The organism is Rhizobium sp. WSM1274, from assembly GCF_025200775.1.
Lineage (GTDB): Bacteria > Pseudomonadota > Alphaproteobacteria > Rhizobiales > Rhizobiaceae > Rhizobium > Rhizobium leguminosarum_I.
In genome coordinates this window covers 2,118,544-2,145,098 of sequence record NZ_CP104138.1, presented here as the reverse complement: position 1 = coordinate 2,145,098, position 26,555 = coordinate 2,118,544, and the positions used below count along the sequence as shown (strand labels likewise).

Sequence of the window (26,555 nt, the reverse complement as noted above, 5' to 3'; positions counted from 1 at the left end):
ATGGAAGAAGACGGTTGGCGGACGCTTTCGACAAGAGCCGTCCGCACGGTCAAGGGGACTTTCCATGAATATGACGTTTCGCAGCCAGCTTGCCGCCATACTCGCTGTCGGCCTCATTCCGCATGGGTCGGCCTTTGCGCAGTCTGCCGGCTGCACGGTATTGCGTGATGCCGGCGCCCGCCAGGTGCTGAGTTGTCCAGGCGGCGTCACTGTGACGGCAGAGGCCGGCGCTGCCTATAGCCTCGTCGACAGCAACCGTGACGGCAGCCCCGATTCGGCATCGCTGCGCCGCAAGGCCATCCTCGTCGATGTCGATAACACCCAGCACGCCGGTGGTTTCCAGGTCGTGACGCCGCAGGCGATCGCCGCCGTGCGCGGCACACAATGGGCTGTCGATGTCGCGGGCGGCAAGACCTCTGTGCTGGTCGTCAGGGGCAGCGTCGCGGTCCGCCGGCCGGCCGGCGAGGCAGTGGTGCTGTCGCCCGGCGAGGGCGTCGACGTCAGCGGCGGGACCGAACCTCTCGTCGTGCGTCGCTGGCCAGCGCCGCGCGCCGCCGCCCTTCTTGCCCGGCTCGGCCAATAAATCCCATGAACCATCGCCCGCTGACCGTGATCGCGCTGCTGCTCGCCGGTCTTTGGGGAGCTGCGCTCGGCTATACCAATCTCGATGCCGGAAGCGGCCTTCTCGACCGGATGGAGGCCTCGCTTGCCGATATCCGCAGCGCCATTGTCGGTGCGAAGACACCGCCTCCCGTCGTCTCGATCGTCGCGATCGACGACCGCACCGCTGGGGCGCACGGCTATCCGCTCGATCGGGCGACACTCGCGCGCCTCGCCGACGCGATCACCGCGTTGAAGCCGAAGGTCCTGGCGATCGATATTCTGCTGGTCGATCCGGGTCCGGAGGCGGGTGATGCGGCGCTGACATTAGCCCTTCGCCAGGGGCCGAGCGTGATTGCAGCCGCGGCCACTTTTGCGCAAAGCAGCCAGCGGGTCACCGATGTGGCCGAGGATCCGCTTGCCGCGATCCCGGAGGCAAACCAGCTGCTATTGCCGCTTCCCCGCTTTGCCGAGGCTGCCGCGGTCGGGATCGTCAATGTCGCAACCGACCAGACCGGCACACCGCGCTTCATTCCGCTGATCTCGCGTGCCGCAGACCGGCTGGATCCGGCTTTTCCGCTGCGTGCCGCATCGGTGGCGCTCGGCGTTGATCCCAGGATCGAACATGACGCCATCATGCTCGGAAAGCTGCGTATTCCCACCGATATCGGCCAGCGTCTGCCGGTGACCTTCTATGGCGGGCACGGCAGCATCGCCACCTTCAGCGCCGCCGATGCGCTGGACGGCAAGCTTTCGGCGGATGCGGTGGCAGGCCGGATCGTCGTCATCGGTTCGACTGTCACCGGCGGCGGCGACGTCTACCCGACGCCGTTCGATCCCGTCATGCCCGGCGTCGAGGTAATGTCGACGGCGATCACCCATCTCGTCACCGGCGATGGCATGGTGCGTGACCACAGGATGCGGCTGATCGATGCCGCCACCGCCGTCGGACTGCCGATCGTGCTCGTGTCGCTGGTCGCCTGGCGCCGGAGTGCGGCAGGCTATCTCATCATCGTGCTGACGCTGGTCCTCTGGGCGATGCTCAATCTGTCGGCCTATGCACATGGCTACTGGCTGAGTGCGGCGCTGCCGATCGCCGCAGCGCTGCCGCCGGCGCTGATCTTCGGGGCGGCCGAGCTCTGGCTCGACCGCGGCCGCGCCCGCCATTTTGCCGAGCAGAGCGCGCTGCTGCAGCGCATCGAGGCACCCGGCCTCGGCGAGTGGTTGGCGCGCGATCCGAATTTCCTCGCCGCGCCTGTGCGCCAGAACGCCGCCGTCATCTTCATCGATCTCTCGGGTTTCACCGGCCTCAGCGAAAATGTCGGGCCAGTAGCGGTGAGCGAGATGCTGAGCGGCTTCTTCGAACTGGTTGACGAGGAGGCGCGGGCCCATGGCGGCGCCATCACCAGCTTCATGGGCGACGGGGCGATGATCCTGTTCGGCCTGCCGGAGCCTGCCGATGACGACGCCGCACGCGCCGCTGCCTGCGCGGTCAGCCTCTGCGAGCGCACACGAGCCTGGCTTCAGGCGCATGCTGGCTTTGCCCCGAAGAAGATTGGCTTCAAGGTCGGCGCCCATTGCGGCCCGATCGTCGCATCGCGATTGGGCACCGGCGACCGGCAGCAGATCACGGCGGCGGGCGACACCATCAATGTCGGCAGCCGGCTGATGGAGGTCGCCGCCCGCCATGGCGTCGAACTGGCGCTGAGCGCCGAAATCGTCCGCGCCGCCGGTCCCGATAGCGTGCTCACGCAGTCCGGCCGCATGGAGGGACCGTTGGAAACGGCGCTGCGCGGCCGGGCAAGCCGCATCGACGCCTGGCTGTGGCGCAGCCGCACACTTTGACAATCGCCGCGGGAGGGGCTAGGAACGGCGCAAATACCCCGCCGGCTGGCTCCGGCCATGGCGCAGCAACGCGCCTGACAGCTCCGAAAGATCGAACTCATGACAGAATTCAACGGCGTCGTTCCGGCGATCGCCAAGGCGTTGCAGAAGCGCGGTTACGCCGAACTTACCCCGGTGCAGAAGGCGATGCTCGATCCGGCGCTCGCCGCTTCCGACGCGCTGGTCTCGGCCCAGACCGGCTCGGGCAAGACCGTCGCCTTCGGACTGGCGCTGGCGCCGACGCTGCTCGAAGGCAGGGAGCGCTTCGGCAATGCTGGAGCTCCGCTCGCCCTCGTCATCGCCCCGACGCGCGAACTTGCCCTGCAGGTGAAGCGCGAGCTCGAGTGGCTCTTTGAGATGACCGGCGCGGTGATCGCCAGCTGCGTCGGCGGCATGGACATCCGCAGCGAGCGCCGGACGCTCGAACGCGGCGCCCATATTGTCGTCGGCACGCCTGGCCGGCTCTGCGACCATATTCGCCGCAGGGCGCTCGACATGTCGGAACTGAAGGCTGCCGTGCTCGACGAGGCCGACGAGATGCTCGATCTCGGCTTCCGCGAAGACCTCGAATTCATCCTCGACGCGGCGCCGGACGAACGCCGGACGCTGATGTTTTCGGCAACCGTGCCGGCGGCGATCGCTAAGCTTGCCAAGAGCTACCAGCGCAATGCCGTGCGCATCAGCACCGCGGCCGAGGAAAAGCAGCATATCGACATTGAATATCGCGCGCTGATGGTTGCCCCGAGCGACCGCGAGAATGCGATCATCAACGTGCTGCGCTATTACGAGGCGACCAATGCCATCGTCTTCTGCTCGACGCGTGCTGCCGTCAACCATCTGACGGCGCGGTTCAACAACCGCAATTTCGCCGTGGTGGCACTGTCCGGCGAGCTGACGCAGAACGAGCGCACTCACGCGCTGCAGGCGATGCGCGACGGGCGCGCCCGTGTCTGCATCGCGACCGACGTTGCCGCCCGCGGCATCGACCTGCCGGGACTCGATCTCGTCATCCATGCCGACCTGCCGACCAATCCGGACACGCTGCTGCACCGCAGCGGCCGCACCGGCCGGGCCGGACGCAAGGGCATCAGCGCCATGATCGTGCCGCTGAATGCACGGCGCAAGGCCGAGCGCCTGCTCGAGAATGCCGGTATTTCGGCTGCCTGGGCGCGACCGCCCTCGGCCGAGGAGGTCAGCGAGCGCGACGACGAGCGGCTGCTTGCCGATCCGATCTTCAACGAAACGCCGCAAGAGGAAGAGCAGGGGCTGGTACAGCAGCTTCTCGCCAGCCACGGCGCCGAAAAGCTCGCCGCCGCTTTCTTACGGCTTTACCGCACCAATCATTCGGCGCCGGAGGACCTCATCGAGGTTACCGTACAGGACGAGCGCAGCCGCAAGCGCCGCGACAATGCCGAGCCCTACGAGCCGGCGCAGAAGGGACCGCGCGAGGATTTCGGCGCCAGCGTCTGGTTCTCCGTCTCGGTCGGGCGCAAGCAGAATGCCGAGCCGCGCTGGCTGATCCCGATGCTCTGCCGCAACGGCAATGTAACGAAGCGCGAAATCGGCGCGATCAAGATGCAGCCCGAGGAAACCTATGTGGAGATCGCCGCGGCGAGTGCCGAAAGCTTCCTGGCGGCGATCGGTCCGAACAAGGCGCTCGAACGCGGCATCCGCGTGACCAGGCTTTCAGGCACGCCGGATTTCAGCCGGGCGCCTGCGTCAAAACCCTATGCCGGCAAGCCATCCCGTGACGACCGGCCGGACGATTCGTTCCGTGGCGAGCGGCCGAAGAACAAGTTCGGCAAGGGTCCGGGCGGCGGATATGCTGCAGCCGACAATAGCGGCGGGGACAAACGGGATAGCAAGCCCTGGAGCAAGAAGCCGGGCAAACCCGCCTTCGATGGCCCGACGTCCGACAAGCCGAAATACGACAAGCCGAAATTCGAAGGCCCCAGATCCGAAGGCCCCAAATATGAGGGCAAGGGCGGCGGCGCACCGAAGAATAAGTCTTCAAAGAAGAAGCCCGGCTGATTTTGCCGGCAGCCCTTCGCTGGTCCGGCGGAGGGCTTTGGGTCTTATCCCTGAGGGAGGCAAGGATGGTGATGGAAACGGCGATTCTCAGCGTTCCGGTTTTCAGTGCGCTCTGCAATGAGGCCTTCCGGCTGCGGCGCGCCGTTTTCGTGCATGAGCAGAAGGTTCCCGAAGCCGAGGAATTCGATGCCGACGATCTCAGCGCCCATCATCTCGTCGCCGTCATCGCGGGCGAAGTATCCGGCACGCTGCGAGTCATCTACGCCGAAGAACATGTGAAGATCGGCCGGGTTGCGGTTGCCGGCCGATGGCGCGGCCAGGGCATTGCAGCAGCAATGATCGGGCGAGCGATGGAACTGCATCGCGGCGCGCGCCACAATCGCTTCTATCTCACAGCGCAGGCCGACAAGCTGCCGCTTTACGAGCGTTTCGGCTTCTTTGCCTATGGCGCGGAATTTCTTGACGGTGGCATGCCGCATCTTGCCATGAAGAACTACTGAGCTTCGTCGGCAGGAGCGGACGACCATGAAACGCCCGGGCACGCCGCAACCCGATCCCGCCGCCTTCATTCAGGCCAACCTGCCGATATCACCCGTTCCATCCATCCCCGAGATCCGGCTCCATACGGCAGGACCTGCGAGCGGGCTCTGGCGGCTTGCCGGTCGTGGAGAGGCCGATCCGCCGCCTTACTGGGCCTATCCCTGGGCCGGCGGCGCGGTGCTTGCCCGCCATCTGCTCGACCGGCCGGAAATTGTGCGCGGCCGCCGGGTGCTCGATCTCGGCGCCGGCTCCGGGCTCGTAGCCATTGCCGTGGCCAAGGTCGGCGCAGCCACGGTGACCGCTATCGACATCGATGCCAATGCCGTTGCCGCGATCTGTCTCAACGCGGCGATCAACGGCGTGGATATCGCGACCGTCGCCGCCGATATCATCGAGGCTCAGCCACCAGCGACTGACCTTCTCGTGGTCGGCGACCTGTTCTACGATCCCTCGCTAGCCTTGCGGGTGATGGCCTTCTTGCGGCGTTGCCAGGCCGCCGGTATCGAGGTGCTGATCGGCGATCCCGCGCGCGACTACCTGCCGCAGGGCGAACTCAGCCGGATCGCCACCCATGCGGTTGCGGATTTCGGCGGGGGCACTGGCGGTCGTGCCGTGCCGGCGGGCGTCTTTGCCCTCCGGCAAAGCTGAAGGCGAGATTATGCCAGGAGGTCGGGCCGCAACAGCATGACCGGGCAGGGCGCTCCGGCTGGCAATTCCGGCGCATGCGGCGGGCGGATGACGAGGCAATCGGCTGCGGCGAAGACCTTCATCATCGAGGAATCCTGCTTGCCGAAAGGTTCGGCGAGCCAATGATCGGCGGCGGATTTCGAGAGCTTCGCCCTGATATAGTCCTGCCGGTGGTCGTTGGCGCGCAGCGTGACAGCCGCCTCCACCGTTGCCTCGCGCCGCACCGGCGGCAGGAAGGCGAGCTTGCGGATCAGCGGCTCCAGGAAGAGCAGCGAACAGACGAGGCTCGAGACCGGATTGCCGGGCAGGCCGAGCACATGCGTCTCGCCGAAGCTGCCGACCATCAGCGGTTTGCCGGGGCGCATGGCGATGCGCCAGAAATCAAGCTGCATGCCGGCTTCGATCAGCGTGGCCTGCACCAGATCATGGTCGCCGACCGAAGCGCCGCCGAGCGTGACGATCACATCGACCTTGGCGCCCCGCGCCATGTCGATCGCCGCGCTGATCTTGGTCTTGTCGTCAGGCACGATGCCGAGATCGAGTACATCAGCGCCGGCTTTGCGGGCAAGGGCTGCAATACCAAACGTATTGGATGCGATGATCTGTGAAGGGCCGGGCGTGCTTCCAGGCGGCAGCAGTTCGTCGCCGGTTGCAAGGATGGCGATCAGCGGGCGGCGCAGCACCTCGACATCAGGCCGGTTCATGCCGGCGGCGACCGTCAGCCGCGAGAAATCAAGCACGGTGCCGGCCGACAACACGGCTTCGCCTTCGGCGAAATCCTGGCCCCTGGGACGCACATGCTGGCCCTGCCGCACAGGGAAATTGGTTCTGATGCCGCCTTCGATCTTCTCGGCATCCTCCTGCAGCAAGACGCTATCGGCGCCCGGCGGAACAGGCGCGCCGGTGAAGACGCGGACGGCTTCACCCTGGCTGACGCTTCCCTCGAAGCCATGGCCGGCGGAAGACATGCCGATGACCTTCAGCTCGGCGCCCGGCTCCGGCGCGTCTTCGCGGCGCAGCGCATAGCCATCCATGGCGGAGGCATTGAAGGGCGGTTGGGTCAGGCCGGCCGTCAAGTCGACGGCCAGGACGCGGCCCTCAGCCTCGGCAAGCGGCAGCGTCTCGGACGCAGCAATGGGCTTCGCGCTGGAGAGCAAGCGGTTCAGGGCCTCGGCAACCGGGAGAAGATTCATCTTGCCTCCGGATGACGGAAATCGCCGGATTTTCCGCCGGACTTTTCAAGAAGTCTGATGCCGCCGATCTCCATTGTCTTGTCGACCGCCTTGGCCATGTCGTAGATCGTCAGACAAGCGACCGAGACGGCGGTCAGCGCCTCCATCTCCACACCGGTCTTGCCGGTCAGCTTGGCGGTTGCCGTAACGCGCAGACCGGGCAGGGTGGTATCTTCCTCGATCTCGACCGTGACCTTCGTCAGCATCAGCGGATGGCAGAGCGGGATGAGATCGGCGGTGCGTTTTGCCGCCATGATGCCGGCAAGGCGCGCCGTGCCGATGACATCGCCCTTCCTGGCATCGCCTTGGCGGATGAGAGCGAGCGTTTCCGCCGCCATCTTCACATGTCCCTCGGCAATGGCGATGCGCACCGTCTCGGCCTTCTCGGAGACATCGACCATATGCGCCTCGCCCGAGGCCCCGATATGAGTTAGCTTTGGCTTTTGGCCGCTCATATCATTCGGCCGCGATAGCGGCTTCGCCAAAGAGCAGCGCGCGGGTGGCAGCGGCGACGTCGTCCTTGCGCATCAGGCTCTCGCCGACGAGGAAGGTATTGATGTCGACGGCCTGCAAGCGCTTGCAATCGGCGTGGGTGAAGATGCCGCTTTCGCCGACCAGCAGCCGGTCGTCAGGCACCATGGGCGCAAGCGCCTCGCTGACCGTCAGGCTGACCTCGAAAGTGCGCAGATTGCGGTTGTTGATGCCGATGAGCGGCGAAGAAAGTTTCAGTGCCCGCTCCATCTCCTCGGCGTCGTGGACCTCGACCAGCACGTCCATGCCGAGGCCGAGAGCTTCGTCTTGCAGGCGTTCGGCTTCATCGTCGGACAGCGAGGCCATGATCAGCAGGATGCAGTCTGCGCCCCAGGCGCGGGCCTCGTGCACCTGATAGGTTTCGAACATGAAATCCTTGCGCAGCGCCGGCAGCGCGCAGGCAGCACGGGCGGCTGTCAGAAATTCCGGCGCCCCCTGAAAGCTCGGCGTGTCGGTGAGCACCGAAAGGCAGGCGGCACCGCCGGCCTCATAGGCGCTCGCCAGCGACGGCGGATCGAAGTCCGGGCGAATGAGACCCTTCGAGGGGCTCGCCTTCTTGATCTCGGCGATCAGGCCGAAGCCGCCGGCATCACGCTTGGCAATGAGCGCCTTGTGGAAGCCGCGCGGCGCGGACTGGCCGGCTTGCATCGCCTTGAGATCGGCAAGCGACACTGTCGCCTTGGCAGCGGCGATCTCCTCGCGCTTGTAGAGTTCGATCTTCTTCAGGATATCGGTCATCGGGCAATCCTAGTCGATATCGTTGGAAACGGCGATGAGTTTGTCGAGGGCGAGCGCGGTGGAGCCACTATCCAGCGACTGCGTGGCCAGCGTCATGCCGTCGCGGATCGTTTCGACCTTACCCGCGATGACGAGCGAGGCGGCGGCATTGGCGAGCGAGATATCGCGATAGGCATTCTTGGCGCCGCCGAGCACCTCGCGAAGGGCTGCGGCGTTGGCGACACCGTCACCGCCCTTGATGTCGGCGAGCACGCAAGGGCTGACGCCGAAATCGGCGGGCGAGAGTTCAAAGGTGCGGATCTTGCCGTCTTCGAGTGCCGCGACTTTTGTAATGCCGGTCGTGGTGATCTCGTCGAGGCCGTCGCCATGGACCACCCAGACGCATTCGGAGCCGAGATCGCGCATGACTTCGGCAAGCGGCACCAGCCATTGCGGCGAGAAGACGCCGAGCAGCTGGCGGCGGACGCCCGCCGGACTGGAAAGTGGCCCGAGCAGATTGAAGATCGTCCGCGTGCCAAGCTCCACCCGCGAGGGGCCGACATGGCGCATGGCGGAATGATGCAGCTGCGCGAACATGAAGCCGACGCCGGCTTCGGCGATACAACGGGAGATGAGCTCGGGACCGACATCGAGCTTGACGCCGAGTGCCGCCAGATTGTCGGCCGCGCCCGATTTCGAACTCAGCGCCCGGTTGCCGTGTTTGGCGACGGGAACACCGGCGCCGGCGACGATCAGCGCTGCCAGCGTCGAGATGTTATAGGTGCCGCTGGCATCGCCGCCGGTGCCGACGATGTCGATCGCATCGGCCGGCGCCTCGACGGTCAGCATCTTCGAGCGCATCGCGGTCACCGCGCCGACGATCTCATCGACCGTTTCGCCGCGCACACGCAGCGCCATCAGGAAGCCGCCGATCTGCGAGGGGGTCGCCTGGCCCGACATCAGGATGTCGAAGGCGGCACGGGCCTCGTCACGCGTCAGCGGCTCGCGGCTTGCGGCCTTGGCCAGGAACGGCTTCAGATCGGTCATAAAGCCTCCTAGCGGACCGTCGCCTTTTCGGCGAGCGTCTGGTTGATCTGTGCCCCGTACTGCGTCTGCAGCAGGTTGACCATCTGATCGAGAATATCGTCGCCGGCGGCATTGGCCATGGCGGTGATCTGGGCATCGCGGTTGTTCAGTACATCGCCGGTCGGCTGGGTGTTGACCTCGGTGACATTCAGCAGGATCTGGGTCGAGGGATCGGCGCCGACAGCACTTGCGACCGTATCGACCGGGCCGGAAAAGGTGGCGGTGACGCCGGCGCGGCCGAGGACCGCATCATCGGTGGAGCGGGTGATGCCACTCTTGCTTTCGACGGCAATACCGAGCGGCGTAGCGATATCTGCAAGTGTCTTGCCCTTTTGCGCCTCGGCCTTCAATTCAGCGGCCTTTTTGGCGAGTTCGGCCTTCTGCTGCTCCGCCGTCCAGTCCTCGATGGCTTTTTCGCGCACCTCGGCCACCGGGCGCTCGCGATCCGGCGTGATTTCGCGGACATTGAACCAGACATAGCCGTCATTGCCGATCGAAAGCGGCGGCGCATCGACGCCGACCTCGGTCTTGAAGGCTTCGCCGAGCAGTTGCTGCTTGGCGGGGAGATCCTTGACCTCCTTGCCGTCCTTGTCGGCGCCGGTCATATCGACGGCGTCGACGGCCACTGCGGTGAGCTTCAGCTGGCCGGCAATATCCTCGAGCGTGGAACCGCCCGCGCGCAGATCCTCGATGCGATCGTGAATGTTGATTACTTCCTGAGAGGCGTTGGAGAGCGCCAACTGCTTGCGGATATCTTCCTTCACCTCGTCGAAATTCTTCGTCGTTTCAGGCTTGATGTTGGTGACGCGCAGGATGACGGGTCCGAAGGAGCCGTCGACGACAGGCGTCGTACCGCCGTCGCGCGAAACCGCAAAGGCGGCATCGGCAACGGCCTGGTCGGGAACCTTGTCTTTGGTGAATTCGCCGAGCAGCACGTCGCTTGCCGTCTTGCCCTGGTCGGAGACCAGTTGGTCGAAGCTGGTGCCGCTCTTCAGTGCGGTTTCGGCGGCGGCGGCGAGATCCTTGCTGGCGAAGGTCAGCTGTTCGATGGTGCGGCTTTCCGGTGTGCGATAGGTATCCTTGCTCTTATCGAAGGCTTCGTGGATCTGGTCGTCGGTGACGGTCGCCGCATCGGCGATATCGGCGGGCTGCAGCTTGAGGTAGACGAGCTTGCGGTATTCCGGCGCACGGTAGCGCTGCTTGACACCCTCGAACCACGTCGCCAGTACGTCGTCGGCGGGCGCCTTGATCGGCTCGATATTGGCGTTGGTGAGCAGCAGGTAATCGATACTGCGGCTTTCATCGCCATAGAGCTTCAGCGCGTCGACCAGCGTCTTCGGCGCCGTGAAGCCGTTGGAGATGGCATCGACGACCTGGCTACGGACTGCGACCTTGCTACGCTCCTTGATGTAATCGTCCTGGCGGATGCCGGCATTGCGAAGACGCGAGACGAAGAGTTCGCGGTCGAACTGGCCGTTGACGGCCTTGAAAGCCGGATCGTCGGCAATCAGCTGGGCGAGGCGATCCTGCGACAGGCCGAGGTTCATGTCTTCGGCGAGTTGGTCGAGCGAGGCGCCGGCGACGAGCTGGGCGAGCACCTGCTGCTCGATGCCGAAGGCGCGGGCCTGCTCGGGGGTGAGGCGGGTGCCGAACTGCTGGCTGACGCTTGCCACCTGGCGCTGATAGGCGAGGTGGAATTCGTTGACGTCCACATGCTGATCGCCGACGGTCACGACCGTGGTGCTGTTGCTGCCCGTGATCAGCGACCGGGAGACGCCCCAGATGCCGAAGGACGCGACCAGCAGAAGCATCAGCAGCTTGGCGACCCAGGTCTGAGCAGCTCTTCTCAGGATGTGGAACATAGAAACGCAAACCTCGCAGTATCATTGACCCGCGCGCGGGCGGACATTCGACGTTCCTTAAAACAAACCCGACAGGAAATGAAGGGTTTGTCGCGCGAAAAGCTGCACAAGGCGGCCGCTCCGCCGCCGCGGCGTTGCGGCGAACAAAAGATCGGCTCCGACGGAACCTTTCGGGCCACCATTTCGTTGAAGCGGCATCCCATGAAACAGGAGCAGACCATGGCAGAATTGAAAACCGCTTCCGCCGAATCCACCGCCGCGCGCGTCAAGGCTGATATAGCAGCAGACGATCTGTCGGCGCAGGTCGCAGCCCTTCGCAACGATCTTTCACGCCTGACGGAAAGCGTGGTGGCGCTGGGACAGGGGGCGAAGTCGGCCGTGACCGACGAGGCTTCGCTGATGACGGAACGGCTGCGCGATAAGGTGCGCGAAGAACCGCTCATGGCACTCGCGGTGACGGCAGGCATTGCCTACGTGTTCGGCATGCTCAGCCGCCGCTGAACGGGAATTCAGGCTGAGGAAAGGCCGGACGTCATGGACGCCCGGCTTTCAATATTTCCGAGGACAGCAAAAGCCACAGAGGCCAGCTTTTGCGACCGGTTCAACGGCGGATGACGCGCCCGATCGCGATCAGGATGCAAGCACCGACGAAACCGGTGATCAGATAGCCCAGCCAACCGGCAAGCGGCTGGATGTGCAACAGGCCCAGGACCCAGTTGGCGACGATGGCGCCGACGATGCCGAGCAATATGTTCATGAGCAAGCCCATGCTGCTGCTCATGACCTTTTCCGCCAGCCATCCGGCGATGCCACCGATGATGATGGCTGCAATCCAACCCACGCCTGCGTTTTCCATGGTTATCTCCCTCCTGGCAAAAACGAGTCACAGAATGCACGAAACGACAGGAAGTTCCACTCCCAGTTACTGAGACCGCTTGCAGGCTCAGTAACTTATGTGACTCACGGCAGCAGGGTGACCGGAGAGTGCAGCGCGTGGGCGGCAATCTGGAACAGGAGGCCGGCAATGGCCAGCATTGCGAAGCTGAACGGCATAATCAAGCTTTTGCTAAACATCTTTCCTCTCCCGTTTTGCGTAAAGCATAAGCGGAAGCTGACTGAGCGCAACAATATTGTTAACGGATAGTTAAGGCTGGCAATTAATTAATATTCAATACATTCACGGTTGTTGTAATACTTTCGGGTGACGAAACGTTTCTTCTGCAGCCTTGCCGTGTTAGCTGACGATCATCTGCGATCTTTGCGCTCCAGGCCTTCCGGTCTGCGACGGCTCGTCGACATTGACTACAGAAACAGTTGCACCCGAAGATGCAACTGCTTCTGCGGATCGCAGGCAAGCGGGCCGGAAACAGCCGGCGCTGTTCCGGTGATCACACGCCGCCGGCGGGCAATCAGGTTCGGTGAACGATCAGCATGAAGAAGAGGAAAGATGCCGTTGCGACCGTTGCGGCGAAGGCAATCTGATAATCCATGTCATTAACCCCGGTTTGGACAGCTCCCGTTAACGCCTGCGGCGTCGCGGGGTTCCATGCCGCCAGTTCGCGCCTGTTACCTGCGGATTGATTTTGCCGAAGAATGCGTCATCTTCCCTAGAACAGGATGATTTTAGGTCCAGTCAGTCTAAAATCCTGATCTAAATTGAGAGTTAGAGCATGATGTCGTCCGAAACGGCTGACACTTTTGGCATCATGCTCTGAAACGCCATCCAATCCGGGGAAAACATTTGATGTCAAAAGCTGCAATCGCCATCGCCTGCATCTGCCTGCTGACACTTTCGGGCTGCGGCAATACCGCATACGGGCTGAAGAAGGATGGACAGGAAGCGAGCCACGCAATGGACGACGCGACACATCGGGTGCTTTCCGCCGGCGCCAAGAAGTGATGCAGGCGACGGAATAAAAAGCCCGCCTGGGGTGAGGCGGGCTTAGGATAACAGGGAGAATGGACGGATAGACTCCGCCTCCACTAATTAAAGCACTTCCTTAATCGTGTGGCTTTACGTCATTCGACGTAACTGCGACCGGCAACGACCCGATGCGACCATGATTCGGAATCGAATCAGAGATACCGGGATCGAATCAATGATATTGGATCGGATCAGAAGTTGCCCCAGTTTTGGGCGCGGGCACGGGCGCGGATAATCCGGTATTCGCGACCGCCATAGAGCGAGCCGATTGTCAGCAGAAGTGTCAGGACGTCCCAGAAGATATGCATGGTGCCCTCTTAAGGTTGGACGGTCCCGCCGCCGATCGGTGAAGATATAATAGCAATCTTTCGGATGTGCTTATATGACAAGAAATCGGGATGAGCGGAGAAGCGGGCAGGGCGCTTCCGCAAGGGAGAGGCGGCATCGCCGCCTTGGAGCAGCAAAGTGAACAGATTACCGGACGGCGGCTCATGACGATTTTCACCGTCCGCCACATCACGTCCTATCGTTACGTCAGGGAGGTCGGTTTCGGCGAGCATCGCTTGATGTTTCGACCGCGCGACAGTTTCGACCAGCGGCTGATCGAAGCGTCGTTGACGATCTATCCTGAGGAAAGTCATGTGCGCTGGATCCACGATGTTTTCGGCAATTGCGTGGCGCTCGTCGATATTTCGAGGCCGGCGTCCGAGCTTCGTTTCGAAACCTGGATCACGCTTGATCATACGCCCCAGGTCGCGCTGGATCTTAAGGTGGACGACGAGGCGCTGACCTATCCATTCTCATACGACAAGGATGAGATTGCCGATCTGACGCCGGCGATGCAGCGCCATTATCCAGATCCGAACGACGAGGTCGGACGCTGGGCGCGCCAGTTCGTGCGCCTTGGGCGTCCAACCGAGACCGGGCATCTGCTGATGACGCTCTGTTACGCCATTCGGGAAAGCTTCGTCTATGCGCGGCGCCAGGAACATGGGACGCAGACGCCGGTCCAGACCTTGCTGCTTCGTTCCGGCACCTGCCGGGATTTCGCGCTTCTGATGATGGAGGCCGCACGCGTCCTCGGCCTCGCGGCACGGTTCGTCACGGGCTATGTTTATGTTCCCGACCGGGACGGCTCCACCGTGCTCGGGGGCGGCTCCACGCATGCATGGTGCCAGATTTATCTTCCAGGCGCCGGCTGGACGGAGTTCGATCCGACCAACGGGATCGTCGGTAACCGCGATCTCATTCGTGTCGCCGTTGCCCGCGATCCGCGCCAGGCAGTCCCGTTGAGCGGCAGTTATGACGGGCATGGGAAGGATTTCGACAGCATGACGGTGCAGGTGAACGTCACCACAAGGCCATATGGCTAGCCATGCGGTGACGGTCCCGGGCTTGCGGGAACCGGGTCGCGCGATCAGCGTTCCCTACTCACCTCTGCCAAAGCAGAGACGCGACAAGGAAGCCACAATGAAGATACGCGCAGGGTTTCATCTGGGCTACGAATGCACGCAGCCAACGCCGATGCTGCTCGTCCTCAATATTCACCCCTCCCGTCGTGCCGATCTTCTCAGCGACCAGATCCTGACATTCGACCGGCCGATCGAGGCCTGGAGCTATACCGATGTGTTCGGCAATGCCTGCAGCCGGATCGTCGCCCCGCCGGGACTGACAACGATCTCTACGGAATTCGAGATCTACGACAGCGGCCAACCCGACATCGTTCCCGACGATGCTGTCCAGCACGCAATCAATGACCTGCCCGACGATGTGCTGGTCTTCCTGCTCGGCAGCCGCTATTGCGACACCGACAGGCTTGCTGATTTCGCGTGGGCCAGGTTCTCGTCAACGCCGCTTGGCTGGGCGCGCGTCAAGGCGATCTGCGATTTCGTCCATGATCATATCACCTTCGATTACCTGAAGGCCGACGTCCTCAGGACCGCGCATGGCGGCTTCACCGACAAGGCGGGCGTCTGTCGCGACTTTGCCCATCTCGCCATCGCGCTTTGCCGATGCATGAATATCCCGGCCCGATATTGCACGGGCTATCTCGGCGATATCGGCGTTCCGATCGATCCCAATCCGATGGATTTCAGCGCCTGGTTCGAGGTGTTTCTCGGCGGTCACTGGCATACGGTCGATGCCCGCCACAACACGCCGCGCATCGGCCGGATCCTGATGGCGACCGGCCGCGACGCCACCGACGTCGCCATGTCGACGGCCTTCGGCCCGGCAACGCTTTCCCGCTTCGAGGTGATCACCGAGGAAGTACCGCAGGAGGCGGTGAAGGCCGACTGATCGCGGGATCGCGGGCGAGGGAAATTCTATGCCTTCTTCAAGCAGGCGGGCCGCCGAACCAATTCCGAAGGCGCATGATCGGCGCCCGGTATGAACATGCGAGTACCAGATGCCCGGAAGTCAATTGGACTCGAGCTTGCCGGTCCAGCGGTTTCGCCCCTTCCAATATGAGCATTCCGGGCAGGGCTCGCCGACCGGATAGTCGATTCCCTCCTCGTGGGGGCACCCGATGATTCCTTCCGCCATCACCACCGATTTCACCTCATTCTCGCGCAGGAATGCCGCGATCTCGGCGATAACGGTCTCGTCCATCCTGAGATCGCCGGTTTCGGCAAACCATCGGCGCAGATCGAGGGGATCCGCATGCAGCGCCGGCATGATGCTGACGGCGGCCTTGCTGGCGCGGCGGTTGTCGGGCCCATAAAAGGCGATCGTGCCCATGGGGTAACCGCGGTTACCGCGCTTGCTCTTTTTCTCGAGCCATTTCCGTGGTTGCCAGCCTAATTTCATCGTCGCTGCTCGCTTTTTCAGTGGTTTGTTATTCTATTATCCATCCTAATTCGCAGGGTAAAGTTCGGTAGCAATGAAAATGGGCCGAGGATATGGCGGGCAAGAGACAATGGATCAGGACACGGAGCGAGAAGCCGGCTCCGGCCGACAATCTTGAGAAGCAGGCGATTATCGCGGCCTGCGAAGCCTTCATTCGAGCTGTTCTGAAGCCGCGTTTCCTGCCTGAGATCCGGCCAACCGAATGGAACTACGTCGTCGATATCAGAGGCTCGTGGGCGGGAAATCGGTATCGGTTCATGCAGCGCTACAGATCCGGCTTTGAGAACAATCGCGGCGAGGAGTTCGATGCTCCCTTCGCCCGCATCGACCGCATGGGACCCGATCGGTTCGATATCTATTGGATGCGGCACACAGGCAAATGGTGGCGGCTTCATTCCGGCGTAACGCTTGCCGAGGCTCTGCGAATCCTCGAAACTGACGGCGTGCTGCATCCGGTCTGATCAAGACAGAACGGCGCCGCAGACTGCAACCGCCTTCGTCCACGATGAAATCTCGACCACCACGGCCATGAGCGAATATCAATATTACGAATTCCAAACGATCGACCGCCCCCTCAGCGGCGCGGATCGCCACTCTCTGCGGGAGCTATCGACCCGGGCGCGGATCACCTCCACGAGCTTCACCAATTCCTACGAATGGGGCGACTTCAAGGGTGACCCGGCCAACCTCATGGAGCGCTGGTTCGACTTGCACCTCTATCTCGCCAATTGGGGTACGAGGCGCCTGATGATCCGCTTGCCAAAGCGACTTGTCGACCAGCAACGCCTCGACGGATTTCTCAGCGCGGTCGATGGCGCCGATCTCACGACCTCAGGCGAAAACCTGATCCTCGACATAATATGCGAGGAAGTGGAATCCGACGCTGATTGGGAAGAGGGGCCGGGCTGAGCGGTGATCTCAGGCTTTTCTATCTCTTGTGGCTGATGGCTGTTCAGGCGGGGACGCTCGGGCCGGAGGAGGTGGCGCCACTGCCGGGGCTAGGCCCGATGACCGATGCGCTTGAAGCCTTCGCGCAATTCTTCGGTCTCGATGCCGACCTCGTTGCTGCGGCGGCAGAACGTCCGGCCGAGACGACATTGGCGGGCTCCATGGCATCGGATGCCGTCCGAAGTTTCGTCGCCGCCTTGCCCGACAGAGAGAAGACGATGATGCTTACCCGTCTGATCGGGGGCGATCCGCATGTGGCTAGCGAGCTGCAGAAAAGCGCCCGCGGCTTCTCCGCTGCGGCCTCCACAGCCAAACCGGCCGCCGCCCCGCCCACGGTTGCGGAACTGCAAGCCCATGCCGGCGAGATTCGCCATATCCGCGAGCGCAAGGAAAACGAGCGGCTGGCGGCAGAACGAAGAAAGCAGGAGGCAGAAGAGGCCCGCGCCCGCCGCGCGCGGCTCAACGCGATCATCCGACGGGGCGATGCTGTCTGGCGCGAGATCGAGACCGAGATCGAGCGCCGCAACGCCTCCGGCTATGATAGGGCCGCCAGACTGCTCGCCGACCTGAAGACGATCGCCGAACAAAATGGCGGCACTGCCGATTTCACCCGCCGCCTACATTCGATCCGTGAACGCCACGCTCAGAAGGGGCGCTTCATCGAGCGGTTGAACGCTTTCGGCTAGCCTGCGCGAGCGCAGCTCAGACCAAGGTCCGATCCATCCCGGACTTCATGCCCATAGCGACTCTCGGTTAATGCGATAGCTTCCTGCGCCATGTGCGGAGGTGTTCGGAGTTTTTGCTATGACTAAAATGATCGTTGCGGGGATGATACTGACGCCGCTTATCTTCTGGGGTTCTATTGGCGTTCTGATATACGCGTACTTCTCGTGAGGGCTGCCCGGCGAATCATCGACTGAGGTCGGCCGCGTCCCGCTTATCTGCCTATCTGAGTGACGGCGCTGAGGACGCGCGCTGTTTCCCGCAAGGATAACACCGGACTTCATCCCCGTGAGGAACGGCACCGGGACGTCTTCGCGACGCCGACGAGAGGACGGCCACGTGATCTCGTGGCAGCGACGTGACGTCAATCTGCCGCCCGACCCCATTCTTAAGTTAATGGCGGTCGCGTCCTGCTGCAGCCTGTATATCATCTCATCGTCGACGGAAAGGAGCAGGCGTGAGGTGCGGAGCGGGTTCGCAATACTCAATCAGCAATTCGGTGAGGACCCGTATCTTCCGTGCGGGATGCTGACCTGGCGGGCGGATGACATATGCAGCCGCCGGGGGTGGTGGATAATGCGTCATGACCGGCACAAGCGCGCCGGAGGCTATAAATTCATGGGTAAGGCAATCTGGCAGATAAGCGATCCCTAGTCCTGCTGCCGCGGCAGCGACCAGAGCCGGGCCGTTGTCGGCCTTAAATCGCCCCTGCGGACGAACCGTGATGATCTTGTCGCCATCCATGAGTTGCCAGGCTTCGGTGCCCTGCATGAGGGCCTCATGAGCGACGAGTTCCTCCGGCGTCTCGGGCGACCCATGCGCCTTGATGTAGTCCGGGCTCGCGACGAGCTTCCCATAGATCGGTCCGACGCGCCTTGCGATCAAGTTGGAGTCCTGAAGATAGCCAACCCGGATCGCACAATCATAACCCTCTGTGATGAGATCGACGAAGCGATCGCTGTAGCACGTGTGAATGTGGAGTTGGGGGTGGCGGCGCGCCATTTCCGCGAGGATGGGAGCGAAGTGACTCTGGCCGAAGGAAAGTGGCACGGCAACTCGCAAGCGGCCGCGAAGGTCACCGGCGGGTAGGATCGTTTCCCTAGCCACGTCGATCTCGGCGCAGACTCTCGCGGCATAATCTCGGAACGTGGCCCCTGCTTCCGTGAGAGCGGCGCCCCGGGTGGTCCGTACAAGAAGCTGGACACCAAGTTCCGCTTCAAGCCGGAAGAGCCGCCGACTGACGATCGACTTGGAAACGCCGAGCCGGAGCGCAGCCGGCGAAACTCCCCCGGCATCAGCCACTTCCACGAAGGTCTGCAGTTCTTCGATGTCCATTAGCGTTCCCCTTTTCGCGACACAGCTTGCCATTAAAGGGTGCTACCGCATCTCGAATAGGAACGGCAATACTGCTTCCAGGCAACGCCGCCCCCGGCGCATGTCTCCCGCAAAACCAATGCCGCTCATGGGCGGCAGCAAAGGAAGTAATAATGACCTTTCGTAATGGCCTTGCTTCGCTTCTTCGCCCCGAACATTCGGTACTCGTTCTGATCGACCACCAGCCATACCAACTCGCGAACCTGAACAGCCACGATCCGCATGCAGTGGTCAACAACTCGACCGCCCTGGCGAAGGCCGCCAAGGCCTTCGGTGTTCCCACCATCCTGACGAGCGTGATCGCCGATCGAGGCGGTCTGATCTTTCCGCAAATCACCGATGTGTTCCCCGGTCAGGAGGTGATCGACCGGACGTTCATCAATACCTGGGAGGATCGGAAGGTCGTGGACGCAGTCAAGGCGACCGGCCGGAAGCAACTGATCATCGCCGGCCTGTGGACCGAGGTCTGCGTCGCGATGCCGGTGATCCAGGCGCTCGGCGAAGGTTGGGATGTGACTGTTATCACCGATGCGTCGGGCGGCACGTCGGTCGAGGCCCATGAGGTCGCTATCCAGCGCATGATCGCGGCTGGCGCGAACATGATGACCTGGCTGGCATTGGCGTCCGAATGGCAGCGCGACTGGGCCCGGACCGAGCATGCCGCGGAGTTGACGGAGGTTCTCAAGCAGCACGTCGCTGGTAGCGGTATCGCGTACCTGTGGGAGCAGCAGCTGCTCAACACGCCTGTGCCTGGCAACGCAGGCTGATCTAAGCGGGGATGCAGAGATTTTCGAGCGACGCGTTGCGAAGGCTGATTGCTTATCGAGCCTCTTCATCCCCTCTCAATCGGAAGGCCGTCCGTCCCTGGATGCTCGCGGCGGGCATGATCGACTCAAGAACTAGGGCTTTGCAGTCCCTTCCAGCCCCTCTTGTGTTTGGAGCAGAACTTGCGAACGCATTCGAAGGTGTCGGGCTTATGAATCCTGAAGGAATGACCACCCGCGACCATACCAGCGGCGCCGGCGGTTATTCTGGAGCGCGCAGATGTTCATCGCAGGTTAATGCGGATTAACCCAGAATCGCAGCCAGAAAGGATGCGCCGATGAAGATGCTTTTTGCCTCACTTGCAGCCACGGTATTGGCTGCATCTTTCGCCCTGCCGCTAAGCGCCGCGCCGATCGTCGTGCCGAACGCAGTACATATACATACCCCCGACGTCGAGCAGATCAAACACCGTCGCCACGATAATGGACATGCGTATGGCCACTGGAAGAAACAGCGATACGCTTACCGCGACTGCCGGTATTACGGCTCGTGCTATCGTCCGCGGTATTACGGCAGCCGCGACTATTACGGCTATCGCGACGATTACCCCTATCGTCGTCGGTCAGGTGTGACCGTGTACTTCGATTTTTAGTCGGCAGTGCCACGGACACCAACGTTGGCGCCCCACAGCGCGCCTTCGGCCTTCACGAGTTCCGCTGCCATGAGATGAACGGGCGTCGGGCAGGGATGGGCATTATCGACAGTAGCCACAGAACGGTCGAAGGGCCGGGCGAATGCTCGCGCCGACCCTTCTTTGATTGCGTCAGCACGGTGCCAGTACATCCGTGGTCACCAGCAAAAGCCATCTGATAGATTGAATTTATGCGCCTCGTGAATTTTCGCAAGGATTAGGGGGTGCTGAATTAGGGCTAGATGAGGGAGGCGCAATAACCACGGGACGACGAGGAGTACGACACGCGCTCTGAGGGCTCCAGCTTCAATGCCGATCCGTCCAGTCGATCATCGGGGCGACAGCAAAACGGAAGCCCTACCACATCGCCGCGATGCCACTGAGATGGAACCTGCCGTTATGATAAGCTGTAGTTTCCGGGCAGAAATCGGAAATTACTCAACAAACTCAATGTGATGTGGCGGAAGAGGTGGGATTCGAACCCACGGTACGGTTTCCCGCACGCCGGTTTTCAAGACCGGTTCCTTAAACCACTCGGACACTCTTCCATCTGATTGAAAAGGTCGAGACACCAACATTCTGTTGATGTCTGTGAACCGGCCGTTGCTGCCGATTTGCTACCCAATCATTCGATGGCTGGCTTTCTAGCAGCTTTGAAAGCAGCGTCAACTTGCTCTGCAGCATTTGCCGGCGTCCCTGGCGCGACGTGCGAAAAAATTCGAGCGTGAGCCGAGGCAGGCCCGTTCCGCATGTTGGAAATGAATCGCGTTCTCCAAGGCTTGAGCGTTAACTGTATCGTTCTGGCGGAGGAAACAAGCCAGGGCCATGTATCTCACACGCTTCAGCTACACGCCCGAAACCTGGGCGCGAATGACCGAAAACCCTGAGGATCGCCGAGAGGCGGCGCGTAGTTACATCGAATCCGTCGGCGGAAAGCTGCATGGGTTCTGGTACGCCTTCGGCGAGCACGATGGTTGGAATCTGTGAGAGGCGCCTGATAACGTATCGATGGCGGCCGTCGCACTTGCGATCGGCGCAGGAGGCGGCTCAGTTCTATGGAGACCACCGTCCTCCTCAGCGTCGAGGATACGATCGAAGCCTTGGAAAAGGCGAAGACGATTCGATATCGTCCACCTGCAGCAAAGGTGGTGCGCCCACCGTTTCCATCCATGTTGAAGATAACGTTTCGCGTGTCTCATTCCCGGCGCAAGCTCTCTGTAAAATACGCCGGAGACATGAGATCTAGTTTCCGTCAGATCCAAGGCCCTTCGGACCGTTGAGTTGGTTCATATCCTCGCCGAGAGATCGAACCGCCTCCATCGTCACGGCGAGTGCCGACATCAGGATTGCGATGTCGTTGTCTTTATCCAGCTGGGAAAGCGCGCGAGATCGGGCGTGCAACTGCTGGCTGATCGTGTCGAGCTGCGTCACGGTTTTATCGTTCATGGTGATCCTCCAAAGGTCTACACGCTCAAAGCCCGCGGCGGACAATTCGTTCCCACACGGAAGGAAGCGCCGACCCCCTGCCGCTCGTCAAATACGCGCAGGCGGCCTTGTTCCAATATGGAGCCTCTGGGGCGTTCGGAAGCACCTGGACGTTCACCATATGCCCCGCATCGGCACGTTGATTTCTGGCCCTATTACGGCGATGGAATGGCAGGCGGGGAGGGTTTGCGTTAGTATTTTATAAACCATAATCATTAGAATTGTCCCTATCGCCGCGAAATTGTTCGTAAAATTGCCACGAACTTAGCAAGATTAAAGCCTCATTAGGCGGGCGGGAATAAGGCGTTGTTGGCCCAAGATGGGGCAAGGTTCCTTAACCATAACGATCTTTGAGCGGCGTGGGGCACATGAAACTGGAATACGGGGCGGCGTCTTTCGCAACGACAGCACGGTGGCTGGCGATCTCGGCGATGTGTGCGACGGTTGCGGCGTGTGGCACGACGCAGGCGGTGCCGAAGAAAAAGGCCCACGGCAAAGAATATTTCTCTGAATCCGAATATGGCGTCAAGGCGAGCCCGCGGGTCGCCACCGGCAACAACATCCCAAAGGGCGGCGGCCGCTACCTCGTCGGCAACCCTTACGAGGTGAAGGGCAAGTGGTACTATCCGAAGGAAGATTTCGCCTATAACAAGGTCGGCGTCGCCTCCTGGTATGGTTCGGCCTTCCACGGGCGCCTGACGGCGAACGGCGAAGTCTACGACCAGATGCATCTTTCCGCTGCGCATCCGACCTTCCCGCTGCCGAGCTATGCGCGCGTCACCAATCTCGAAAGTGGTTCCTCCGTCATCGTGCGTGTCAATGATCGCGGTCCCTATCACGAAGGCCGCATCATCGATCTTTCCAACAAGACGGCCGACATGCTGGATCTGCAGCACAGCGGCACCGGCAAGGTGCGCGTGCAATATGTCGGCCGCGCCCGCATGGACGGCCACGACATGCCCTATCTGATGGCCTCCTATTCGCCGAAGGGCAGCCGCATTCCCGGCGTCAATCCGGAAGGGCAGATCGCAACCGGCGTGATGGTCGCCTCCAACAGCCGCAAAATCACCCGCGATCAGCTGCAGAGTTCGGATGACTACGAGACGCCGGCCAACGTGCCGGTGCCGATGTCCGCGACCTCCTATGCCGGTTCGACGCCGAGCGCGCGCTACAATGCGGCACCAGCCGCCGCACCCACTCTGGCACCGGCTGCCCATGTTTTGGTGGCGCCATCAGCGCCGTCGTTCAACAATGGCGCTCAGGCGATGGACCAGATGGTCGTGCTGCCGGAGATCGGTCCGATGCCCTACGAGCGGCCCGAGAATTCGCTGGCGCTCGGCTATCAGAACGAAGAGCTGAAGACGGTGACCGTCGATCTCGCCTTCGATGCGGTGATGGTGCGCAATGACGGGCTGACGCAAGAGTCCATCCTTGCCGCGGCCAAGCGTCATCAGGCAAAGTTCGCCGCGCGCTGAACTGGCAATTGCATCGGATTTCCTCGCGTTCTAACCTCCTGAAATACGCCGCTCGATCAATGGAAATTGCGATGCTGAAGCCCGTGCTTCGCCTGCTTGCATGCCTCACGTCGCTCACCACCGGCGCATTTGCGGCCGATAGCGGTGCCGGCGGTTTCGCCACCAAGGCGGCGCAGGCCTATATGATCGAGGCCGCCACCGGCACGGTGCTTCTCGCCAAGAATGAGGACCAGGGCTTTTCGCCGGCTTCGCTCGCCAAGCTGATGACGATGGATCTCGCCTTCGAAGCGGTGACAAAGGGCCAGATCACGCTCGATACCGAATATCCTGTATCCGAATATGCCTGGCGGACGGGCGGCGCGCCGTCGCGGACGGCAACGATGTTTGCCAGCCTCAAATCACGCGTGCGCGTCGAGGACCTGATCAAGGGCGTCGCCATCCAGGGCGCCAATGACAGCTGCATCATCCTCGCCGAGGGCATGGCCGGAAGCGAGCAGCAATTTGCCGTGTCGATGACGCGGCGTGCCCGCGAGCTCGGCATGGAGAAGGCCGAGTTCGGCAATTCCACCGGCCTTCCCGATGGCAAGAGCAAGGTGACCGCACGCGAGATGGTGACGCTCGCTGCCGCCCTTCAGCAATCCTATCCGAATCTCTATCACTATTTTGCGCAACCGGATTTCGAGTGGAACAAGATCTTCCAGCGTAACCGCAACCCGCTGCTCGGGCTTGATCTCGGCGCCGACGGGCTGGCGACCGGCTTTACCGAGGGCGAGGGCTATTCGATCGTCGCTTCGGTCGAGCGCGACGGCAGGCGGCTGTTTCTGGCACTCGCAGGCATCGCCTCCGACAAGGAGCGGACGGAGGAGACCAAGCGGGTGATCGAGTGGGGACTGACGGCCTTCGAGAACCGGCAGATCTTCGCTGAGAAGGAAGTGATCGGTGCCGCCAGCGTCTACGGTGGCACGTCGCGCACCGTCGATCTCGTCGCCAAGGCGCCGGTCAGCGTCTATATTCCGATCAGCAATCCCGACCGGCTGTCGGCGCGCATCATCTATCACTGGCCGCTGACGGCGCCGGTCATGCCGGATACCCAGGCGGGCACGCTGAGGATTTTCGCCGGCAGCCGGCTGCTCAGGGAGGTGCCGCTTTATACGGTGCAGGCAGTCGGCGAGGGCTCGCTCAGCAGCCGGGCGGTCGACGCCATGCTGGAACTCGGCGAATCGCTGTTCTTCTCCTGGCTCTGGGACAAGTCCGCGCCCGGCTGAACATTCGGTTTCCAATGCAATTTGCCGGGAAAGGTGAATATGTCGCCGCGGCGAAAGGTTTTCCTCCATGATATCTTCGGATAGATAGAAGGAGCGGGGCGCGTGCGGCGCCTGGAATGCGGGAAGTTGTCATTGTCATCCGGTGCGGGATTGTTCGTTACGTTTGAAGGCGGGGAAGGCGCTGGGAAATCCACGCAAATCCGTCGCCTCGCCGAGGCGCTGAAGGGCGAAGGTCATGACGTGCTGGTGACGCGCGAACCCGGCGGTTCGCCGGGTGCCGAGGCCGTGCGCCACGTGCTGCTGTCGGGGGCTGCCGAGGCCTTCGGCACGCGGATGGAGGCGATCCTCTTTGCGGCGGCACGCAACGACCATGTCGAAGAGGTGATCCGGCCAGCCCTTGCATCAGGCAAGGTCGTGCTCTGCGACCGCTTCATGGATTCCTCCCGCGTTTACCAGGGCATCACCGGCAATCTCGAGCCCGATTTCATCGAGACGCTGCAGCGTATCGCCATCAACGGCGTCATGCCGGATTGTACCGTGATCCTCGATATCCCCGCCAGGGTCGGGCTGGAGCGGGCGCAGAAGCGCGCTGCCGCTGACGGTCCCGATCGCTACGAAAAAGAGCGGCTGGAAACGCACGAGAAACGGCGTGAGGCCTTTCTCGATATCGCCGCCCGAGAGCCCGAGCGCTGCCACGTGGTCAACGCCATGCAGACGGAGGAGGCGATCGCCGCCGAGATCCTGGCGATCGTCAAACAGCTGCTGTCGCCCGCGGGCCGCTTGCGAATGCCGGAAGCCGCCCATCATGAGTGAAGCCCATTATGAGTGAGGAAAGGCCCGGACTGCTCGACGGCGCCATCTGGCCGGGGGAAAATACCAGACTGTTCGGCCATGAAGAGGCGGAGGTGTTCCTTGCCCAGTCCTACCGGTCCGGCAAGGGCCACCACGCCATCCTGATCGAGGGGCCGGAAGGCATCGGCAAGGCGACGCTCGCCTTCCGTTTCGCCAATCACGTGCTCTCGCATCCCGATCCCGAGACAGCGCCGGAGACGATCGGCGATCCCGATCCTGCCTCTCCCGTCAGCCGGCAGATCGCCTCTGGTGCCTCGCATAATCTGCTACACCTTGCTCGGCCGGTAGACGAAAAGACCGGCAAGGTGAAATCGGCAATCACCGTCGACGAGGTGCGCCGCGCCGGCAAGTTCTTCTCGCAGACGTCTGGCACCGGCAACTGGCGGATCGTAATCATCGATCCTGCCGACGACATGAACCGCAATGCAGCCAACGCTATCCTGAAGATCCTGGAAGAACCGCCGAAGCGGGCGCTGTTCCTGGTGCTCTCGCACGCGCCGGGACGGCTGCTGCCGACGATCCGCTCGCGGTGCCTGCCGCTGAAACTGGCGCCGCTTACCGACGAAGCACTCGTCGCGGCCCTTGCCCATCTCGGCATATCAGGCGAGGGCGGAACGGTGCTTTCGGCCGCCAAAGGCAGCGTCGGCGAGGCGCTGAAACTGTTGAACTATGGCGGCGGCGACATCATCGCCGCCTATGACGAGATGCTTGCCGCCGAAGGGCCGACGGCTCGCAAGGCGATGCATCGGCTGGCCGACGCACTTTCGGGTCGGGAAAGCGACACGATCTTCGATTTCTTCGTCAGCCATGTCGGCGACGACATCATGAACCGCGCGCGCGCGGCGGCAGGCGCGGGGCAGATCGCCGCGGCAGAGCGGCTGGCGCGGCTCTATTCCGAGATCACCGAGCGGCTCACCATTTCAGATGGCTACAATCTCGACCGCAAGCAGACGATCATCAGCATTCTCGCCGATATCAAGCAGCCGGGCGTTTAAAGCGCGAAAGCGCTTTAATTCTCTGATTTATGCATGTCGTT

At 62.2% G+C, this 26,555-nt stretch carries 25 protein-coding genes, 1 tRNA gene and 2 pseudogenes; 18 read left to right on the top strand and 10 right to left on the bottom strand.

Translation table 11 applies throughout. The features are described 5' to 3' along the window. Positions 1 to 64: 64 nt before the first annotated feature. The 5 genes from N2600_RS10870 to N2600_RS10850 all read left to right on the top strand — a co-directional run bounded on the left by N2600_RS10870 (position 65) and on the right by N2600_RS10850 (position 5,703). Complete coding sequence (locus N2600_RS10870; protein WP_222385055.1) at positions 65 to 583, top strand: FecR domain-containing protein; 519 nt, start codon at positions 65 to 67, stop codon at positions 581 to 583. Between the two features lie 5 nt (positions 584 to 588). Then, positions 589 to 2,445 carry a CHASE2 domain-containing protein gene (locus N2600_RS10865; protein ID WP_222385054.1) on the top strand — a complete coding sequence of 619 codons (1,857 nt, stop codon included), beginning with the start codon at positions 589 to 591 and terminating at the stop codon, positions 2,443 to 2,445. Positions 2,446 to 2,544: 99 nt separating this feature from the next. Beyond that, positions 2,545 to 4,515: a DEAD/DEAH box helicase gene (locus tag N2600_RS10860; RefSeq protein WP_222385053.1), complete on the top strand. Its 1,971-nt coding sequence runs from the start codon at positions 2,545 to 2,547 to the stop codon at positions 4,513 to 4,515. A gap of 65 nt (positions 4,516 to 4,580) precedes the next feature. Continuing rightward, entirely contained in the window at positions 4,581 to 5,015 is a 435-nt protein-coding gene (locus N2600_RS10855) for a GNAT family N-acetyltransferase (RefSeq protein ID WP_222385052.1), read from the top strand. Positions 5,016 to 5,040: 25 nt separating this feature from the next. Beyond that, positions 5,041 to 5,703, top strand: a complete 663-nt coding sequence (locus N2600_RS10850) for a class I SAM-dependent methyltransferase (RefSeq protein WP_222385051.1) — start codon at positions 5,041 to 5,043, stop codon at positions 5,701 to 5,703. 8 nt (positions 5,704 to 5,711) lie between these two features. Here the strand turns inward: N2600_RS10850 and N2600_RS10845 are convergent, their stop codons facing one another. The 5 genes from N2600_RS10845 to N2600_RS10825 are packed head-to-tail and all read right to left on the bottom strand — an operon-like array spanning position 5,712 to position 11,170. Next, positions 5,712 to 6,935 carry a molybdopterin molybdotransferase MoeA gene (locus tag N2600_RS10845; protein ID WP_222385050.1) on the bottom strand — a complete coding sequence of 408 codons (1,224 nt, stop codon included), beginning with the start codon at positions 6,933 to 6,935 and terminating at the stop codon, positions 5,712 to 5,714. Beyond that, on the bottom strand, positions 6,932 to 7,429 hold the full coding sequence (moaC, locus tag N2600_RS10840) for a cyclic pyranopterin monophosphate synthase MoaC (RefSeq protein WP_260298730.1): 498 nt from the start codon (positions 7,427 to 7,429) through the stop codon (positions 6,932 to 6,934). Before moaC ends, N2600_RS10845 begins: the two co-directional genes overlap by 4 nt. A 1-nt stretch (position 7,430) precedes the next feature. Further along, positions 7,431 to 8,243, bottom strand: a complete 813-nt coding sequence (gene trpC / locus N2600_RS10835) for an indole-3-glycerol phosphate synthase TrpC (RefSeq protein ID WP_222385048.1) — start codon at positions 8,241 to 8,243, stop codon at positions 7,431 to 7,433. Positions 8,244 to 8,252: 9 nt separating this feature from the next. Continuing rightward, positions 8,253 to 9,269, bottom strand: coding sequence for an anthranilate phosphoribosyltransferase (gene trpD, locus N2600_RS10830; RefSeq protein ID WP_222385047.1), 1,017 nt, complete (start codon positions 9,267 to 9,269; stop codon positions 8,253 to 8,255). 8 nt (positions 9,270 to 9,277) lie between these two features. Further along, complete coding sequence (locus tag N2600_RS10825) at positions 9,278 to 11,170, bottom strand: peptidylprolyl isomerase (protein ID WP_260298729.1); 1,893 nt, start codon at positions 11,168 to 11,170, stop codon at positions 9,278 to 9,280. 219 nt (positions 11,171 to 11,389) lie between these two features. Here N2600_RS10825 and N2600_RS10820 point away from each other — a divergent pair, with 219 nt between their 5' ends. Beyond that, positions 11,390 to 11,671 (top strand): hypothetical protein, encoded by a 282-nt coding sequence (locus tag N2600_RS10820; protein ID WP_026154158.1) that lies wholly within the window; start codon positions 11,390 to 11,392, stop codon positions 11,669 to 11,671. Positions 11,672 to 11,771: 100 nt separating this feature from the next. On the opposite strand, the gene N2600_RS10815 is transcribed toward N2600_RS10820, so the two are convergent. Then, positions 11,772 to 12,026: a GlsB/YeaQ/YmgE family stress response membrane protein gene (locus tag N2600_RS10815; protein WP_162117140.1), complete on the bottom strand. Its 255-nt coding sequence runs from the start codon at positions 12,024 to 12,026 to the stop codon at positions 11,772 to 11,774. Between the two features lie 888 nt (positions 12,027 to 12,914). Here N2600_RS10815 and N2600_RS10810 point away from each other — a divergent pair. From N2600_RS10810 to N2600_RS10800, 3 genes are all read left to right on the top strand, one after another. Further along, a complete protein-coding gene (locus tag N2600_RS10810; protein ID WP_017964370.1) occupies positions 12,915 to 13,070 on the top strand; it encodes a hypothetical protein in 156 nt (51 codons plus the stop codon). Positions 13,071 to 13,585: 515 nt separating this feature from the next. Beyond that, on the top strand, positions 13,586 to 14,467 hold the full coding sequence (locus N2600_RS10805; RefSeq protein WP_260298728.1) for a transglutaminase family protein: 882 nt from the start codon (positions 13,586 to 13,588) through the stop codon (positions 14,465 to 14,467). A 97-nt stretch (positions 14,468 to 14,564) separates the two neighbouring features. After that, positions 14,565 to 15,392 carry a transglutaminase-like domain-containing protein gene (locus N2600_RS10800; RefSeq protein ID WP_222294879.1) on the top strand — a complete coding sequence of 276 codons (828 nt, stop codon included), beginning with the start codon at positions 14,565 to 14,567 and terminating at the stop codon, positions 15,390 to 15,392. A gap of 120 nt (positions 15,393 to 15,512) precedes the next feature. Here the strand turns inward: N2600_RS10800 and N2600_RS10795 are convergent, their stop codons facing one another. After that, positions 15,513 to 15,833 carry a hypothetical protein gene (locus N2600_RS10795; RefSeq protein WP_260298727.1) on the bottom strand — a complete coding sequence of 107 codons (321 nt, stop codon included), beginning with the start codon at positions 15,831 to 15,833 and terminating at the stop codon, positions 15,513 to 15,515. A 161-nt stretch (positions 15,834 to 15,994) separates the two neighbouring features. Here N2600_RS10795 and N2600_RS10790 point away from each other — a divergent pair, with 161 nt between their 5' ends. Beyond that, positions 15,995 to 16,402, top strand: a complete 408-nt coding sequence (locus N2600_RS10790; RefSeq protein ID WP_017964365.1) for a DUF3024 domain-containing protein — start codon at positions 15,995 to 15,997, stop codon at positions 16,400 to 16,402. Between the two features lie 67 nt (positions 16,403 to 16,469). Beyond that, positions 16,470 to 17,575: pseudogene (locus tag N2600_RS10785) on the top strand (hypothetical protein). A gap of 469 nt (positions 17,576 to 18,044) precedes the next feature. Here N2600_RS10785 and N2600_RS10780 read toward each other — a convergent pair. Further along, positions 18,045 to 18,947, bottom strand: coding sequence for a LysR family transcriptional regulator (locus tag N2600_RS10780; RefSeq protein ID WP_260298726.1), 903 nt, complete (start codon positions 18,945 to 18,947; stop codon positions 18,045 to 18,047). A gap of 152 nt (positions 18,948 to 19,099) precedes the next feature. On the opposite strand from N2600_RS10780, the gene N2600_RS10775 reads away from it, so the two are divergent. Both N2600_RS10775 and N2600_RS10770 read left to right on the top strand, forming a co-directional pair. Beyond that, on the top strand, positions 19,100 to 19,753 hold the full coding sequence (locus N2600_RS10775; protein WP_260298725.1) for a hydrolase: 654 nt from the start codon (positions 19,100 to 19,102) through the stop codon (positions 19,751 to 19,753). Positions 19,754 to 20,088: 335 nt separating this feature from the next. Continuing rightward, positions 20,089 to 20,403 carry a hypothetical protein gene (locus N2600_RS10770; protein WP_017964360.1) on the top strand — a complete coding sequence of 105 codons (315 nt, stop codon included), beginning with the start codon at positions 20,089 to 20,091 and terminating at the stop codon, positions 20,401 to 20,403. 497 nt (positions 20,404 to 20,900) lie between these two features. On the opposite strand, the gene N2600_RS10765 is transcribed toward N2600_RS10770, so the two are convergent. Continuing rightward, positions 20,901 to 20,990, bottom strand: a tRNA-Ser gene (locus tag N2600_RS10765). Between the two features lie 277 nt (positions 20,991 to 21,267). Here N2600_RS10765 and N2600_RS10760 point away from each other — a divergent pair. Beyond that, positions 21,268 to 21,584 (top strand): annotated as a pseudogene (locus tag N2600_RS10760) (GYD domain-containing protein); the annotation flags it as partial. Positions 21,585 to 21,684: 100 nt separating this feature from the next. On the opposite strand, the gene N2600_RS10755 reads toward N2600_RS10760, so the two are convergent. After that, entirely contained in the window at positions 21,685 to 21,888 is a 204-nt protein-coding gene (locus N2600_RS10755) for a hypothetical protein (RefSeq protein WP_260298724.1), read from the bottom strand. A gap of 407 nt (positions 21,889 to 22,295) precedes the next feature. Here N2600_RS10755 and N2600_RS10750 point away from each other — a divergent pair, with 407 nt between their 5' ends. The 4 genes from N2600_RS10750 to N2600_RS10735 all read left to right on the top strand — a co-directional run bounded on the left by N2600_RS10750 (position 22,296) and on the right by N2600_RS10735 (position 26,514). After that, positions 22,296 to 23,402, top strand: coding sequence for a septal ring lytic transglycosylase RlpA family protein (locus N2600_RS10750; protein WP_222385040.1), 1,107 nt, complete (start codon positions 22,296 to 22,298; stop codon positions 23,400 to 23,402). A gap of 71 nt (positions 23,403 to 23,473) precedes the next feature. Then, the gene (locus tag N2600_RS10745; protein WP_260298723.1) at positions 23,474 to 24,667 is read left to right on the top strand and encodes a D-alanyl-D-alanine carboxypeptidase family protein; all 1,194 of its coding nucleotides are present in this window, start codon (positions 23,474 to 23,476) and stop codon (positions 24,665 to 24,667) included. Between the two features lie 132 nt (positions 24,668 to 24,799). Continuing rightward, positions 24,800 to 25,480, top strand: a complete 681-nt coding sequence (gene tmk / locus N2600_RS10740; RefSeq protein ID WP_017964352.1) for a dTMP kinase — start codon at positions 24,800 to 24,802, stop codon at positions 25,478 to 25,480. Between the two features lie 8 nt (positions 25,481 to 25,488). Beyond that, on the top strand, positions 25,489 to 26,514 hold the full coding sequence (locus N2600_RS10735) for a DNA polymerase III subunit delta' (protein WP_260110863.1): 1,026 nt from the start codon (positions 25,489 to 25,491) through the stop codon (positions 26,512 to 26,514). Positions 26,515 to 26,555: the final 41 nt, after the last annotated feature.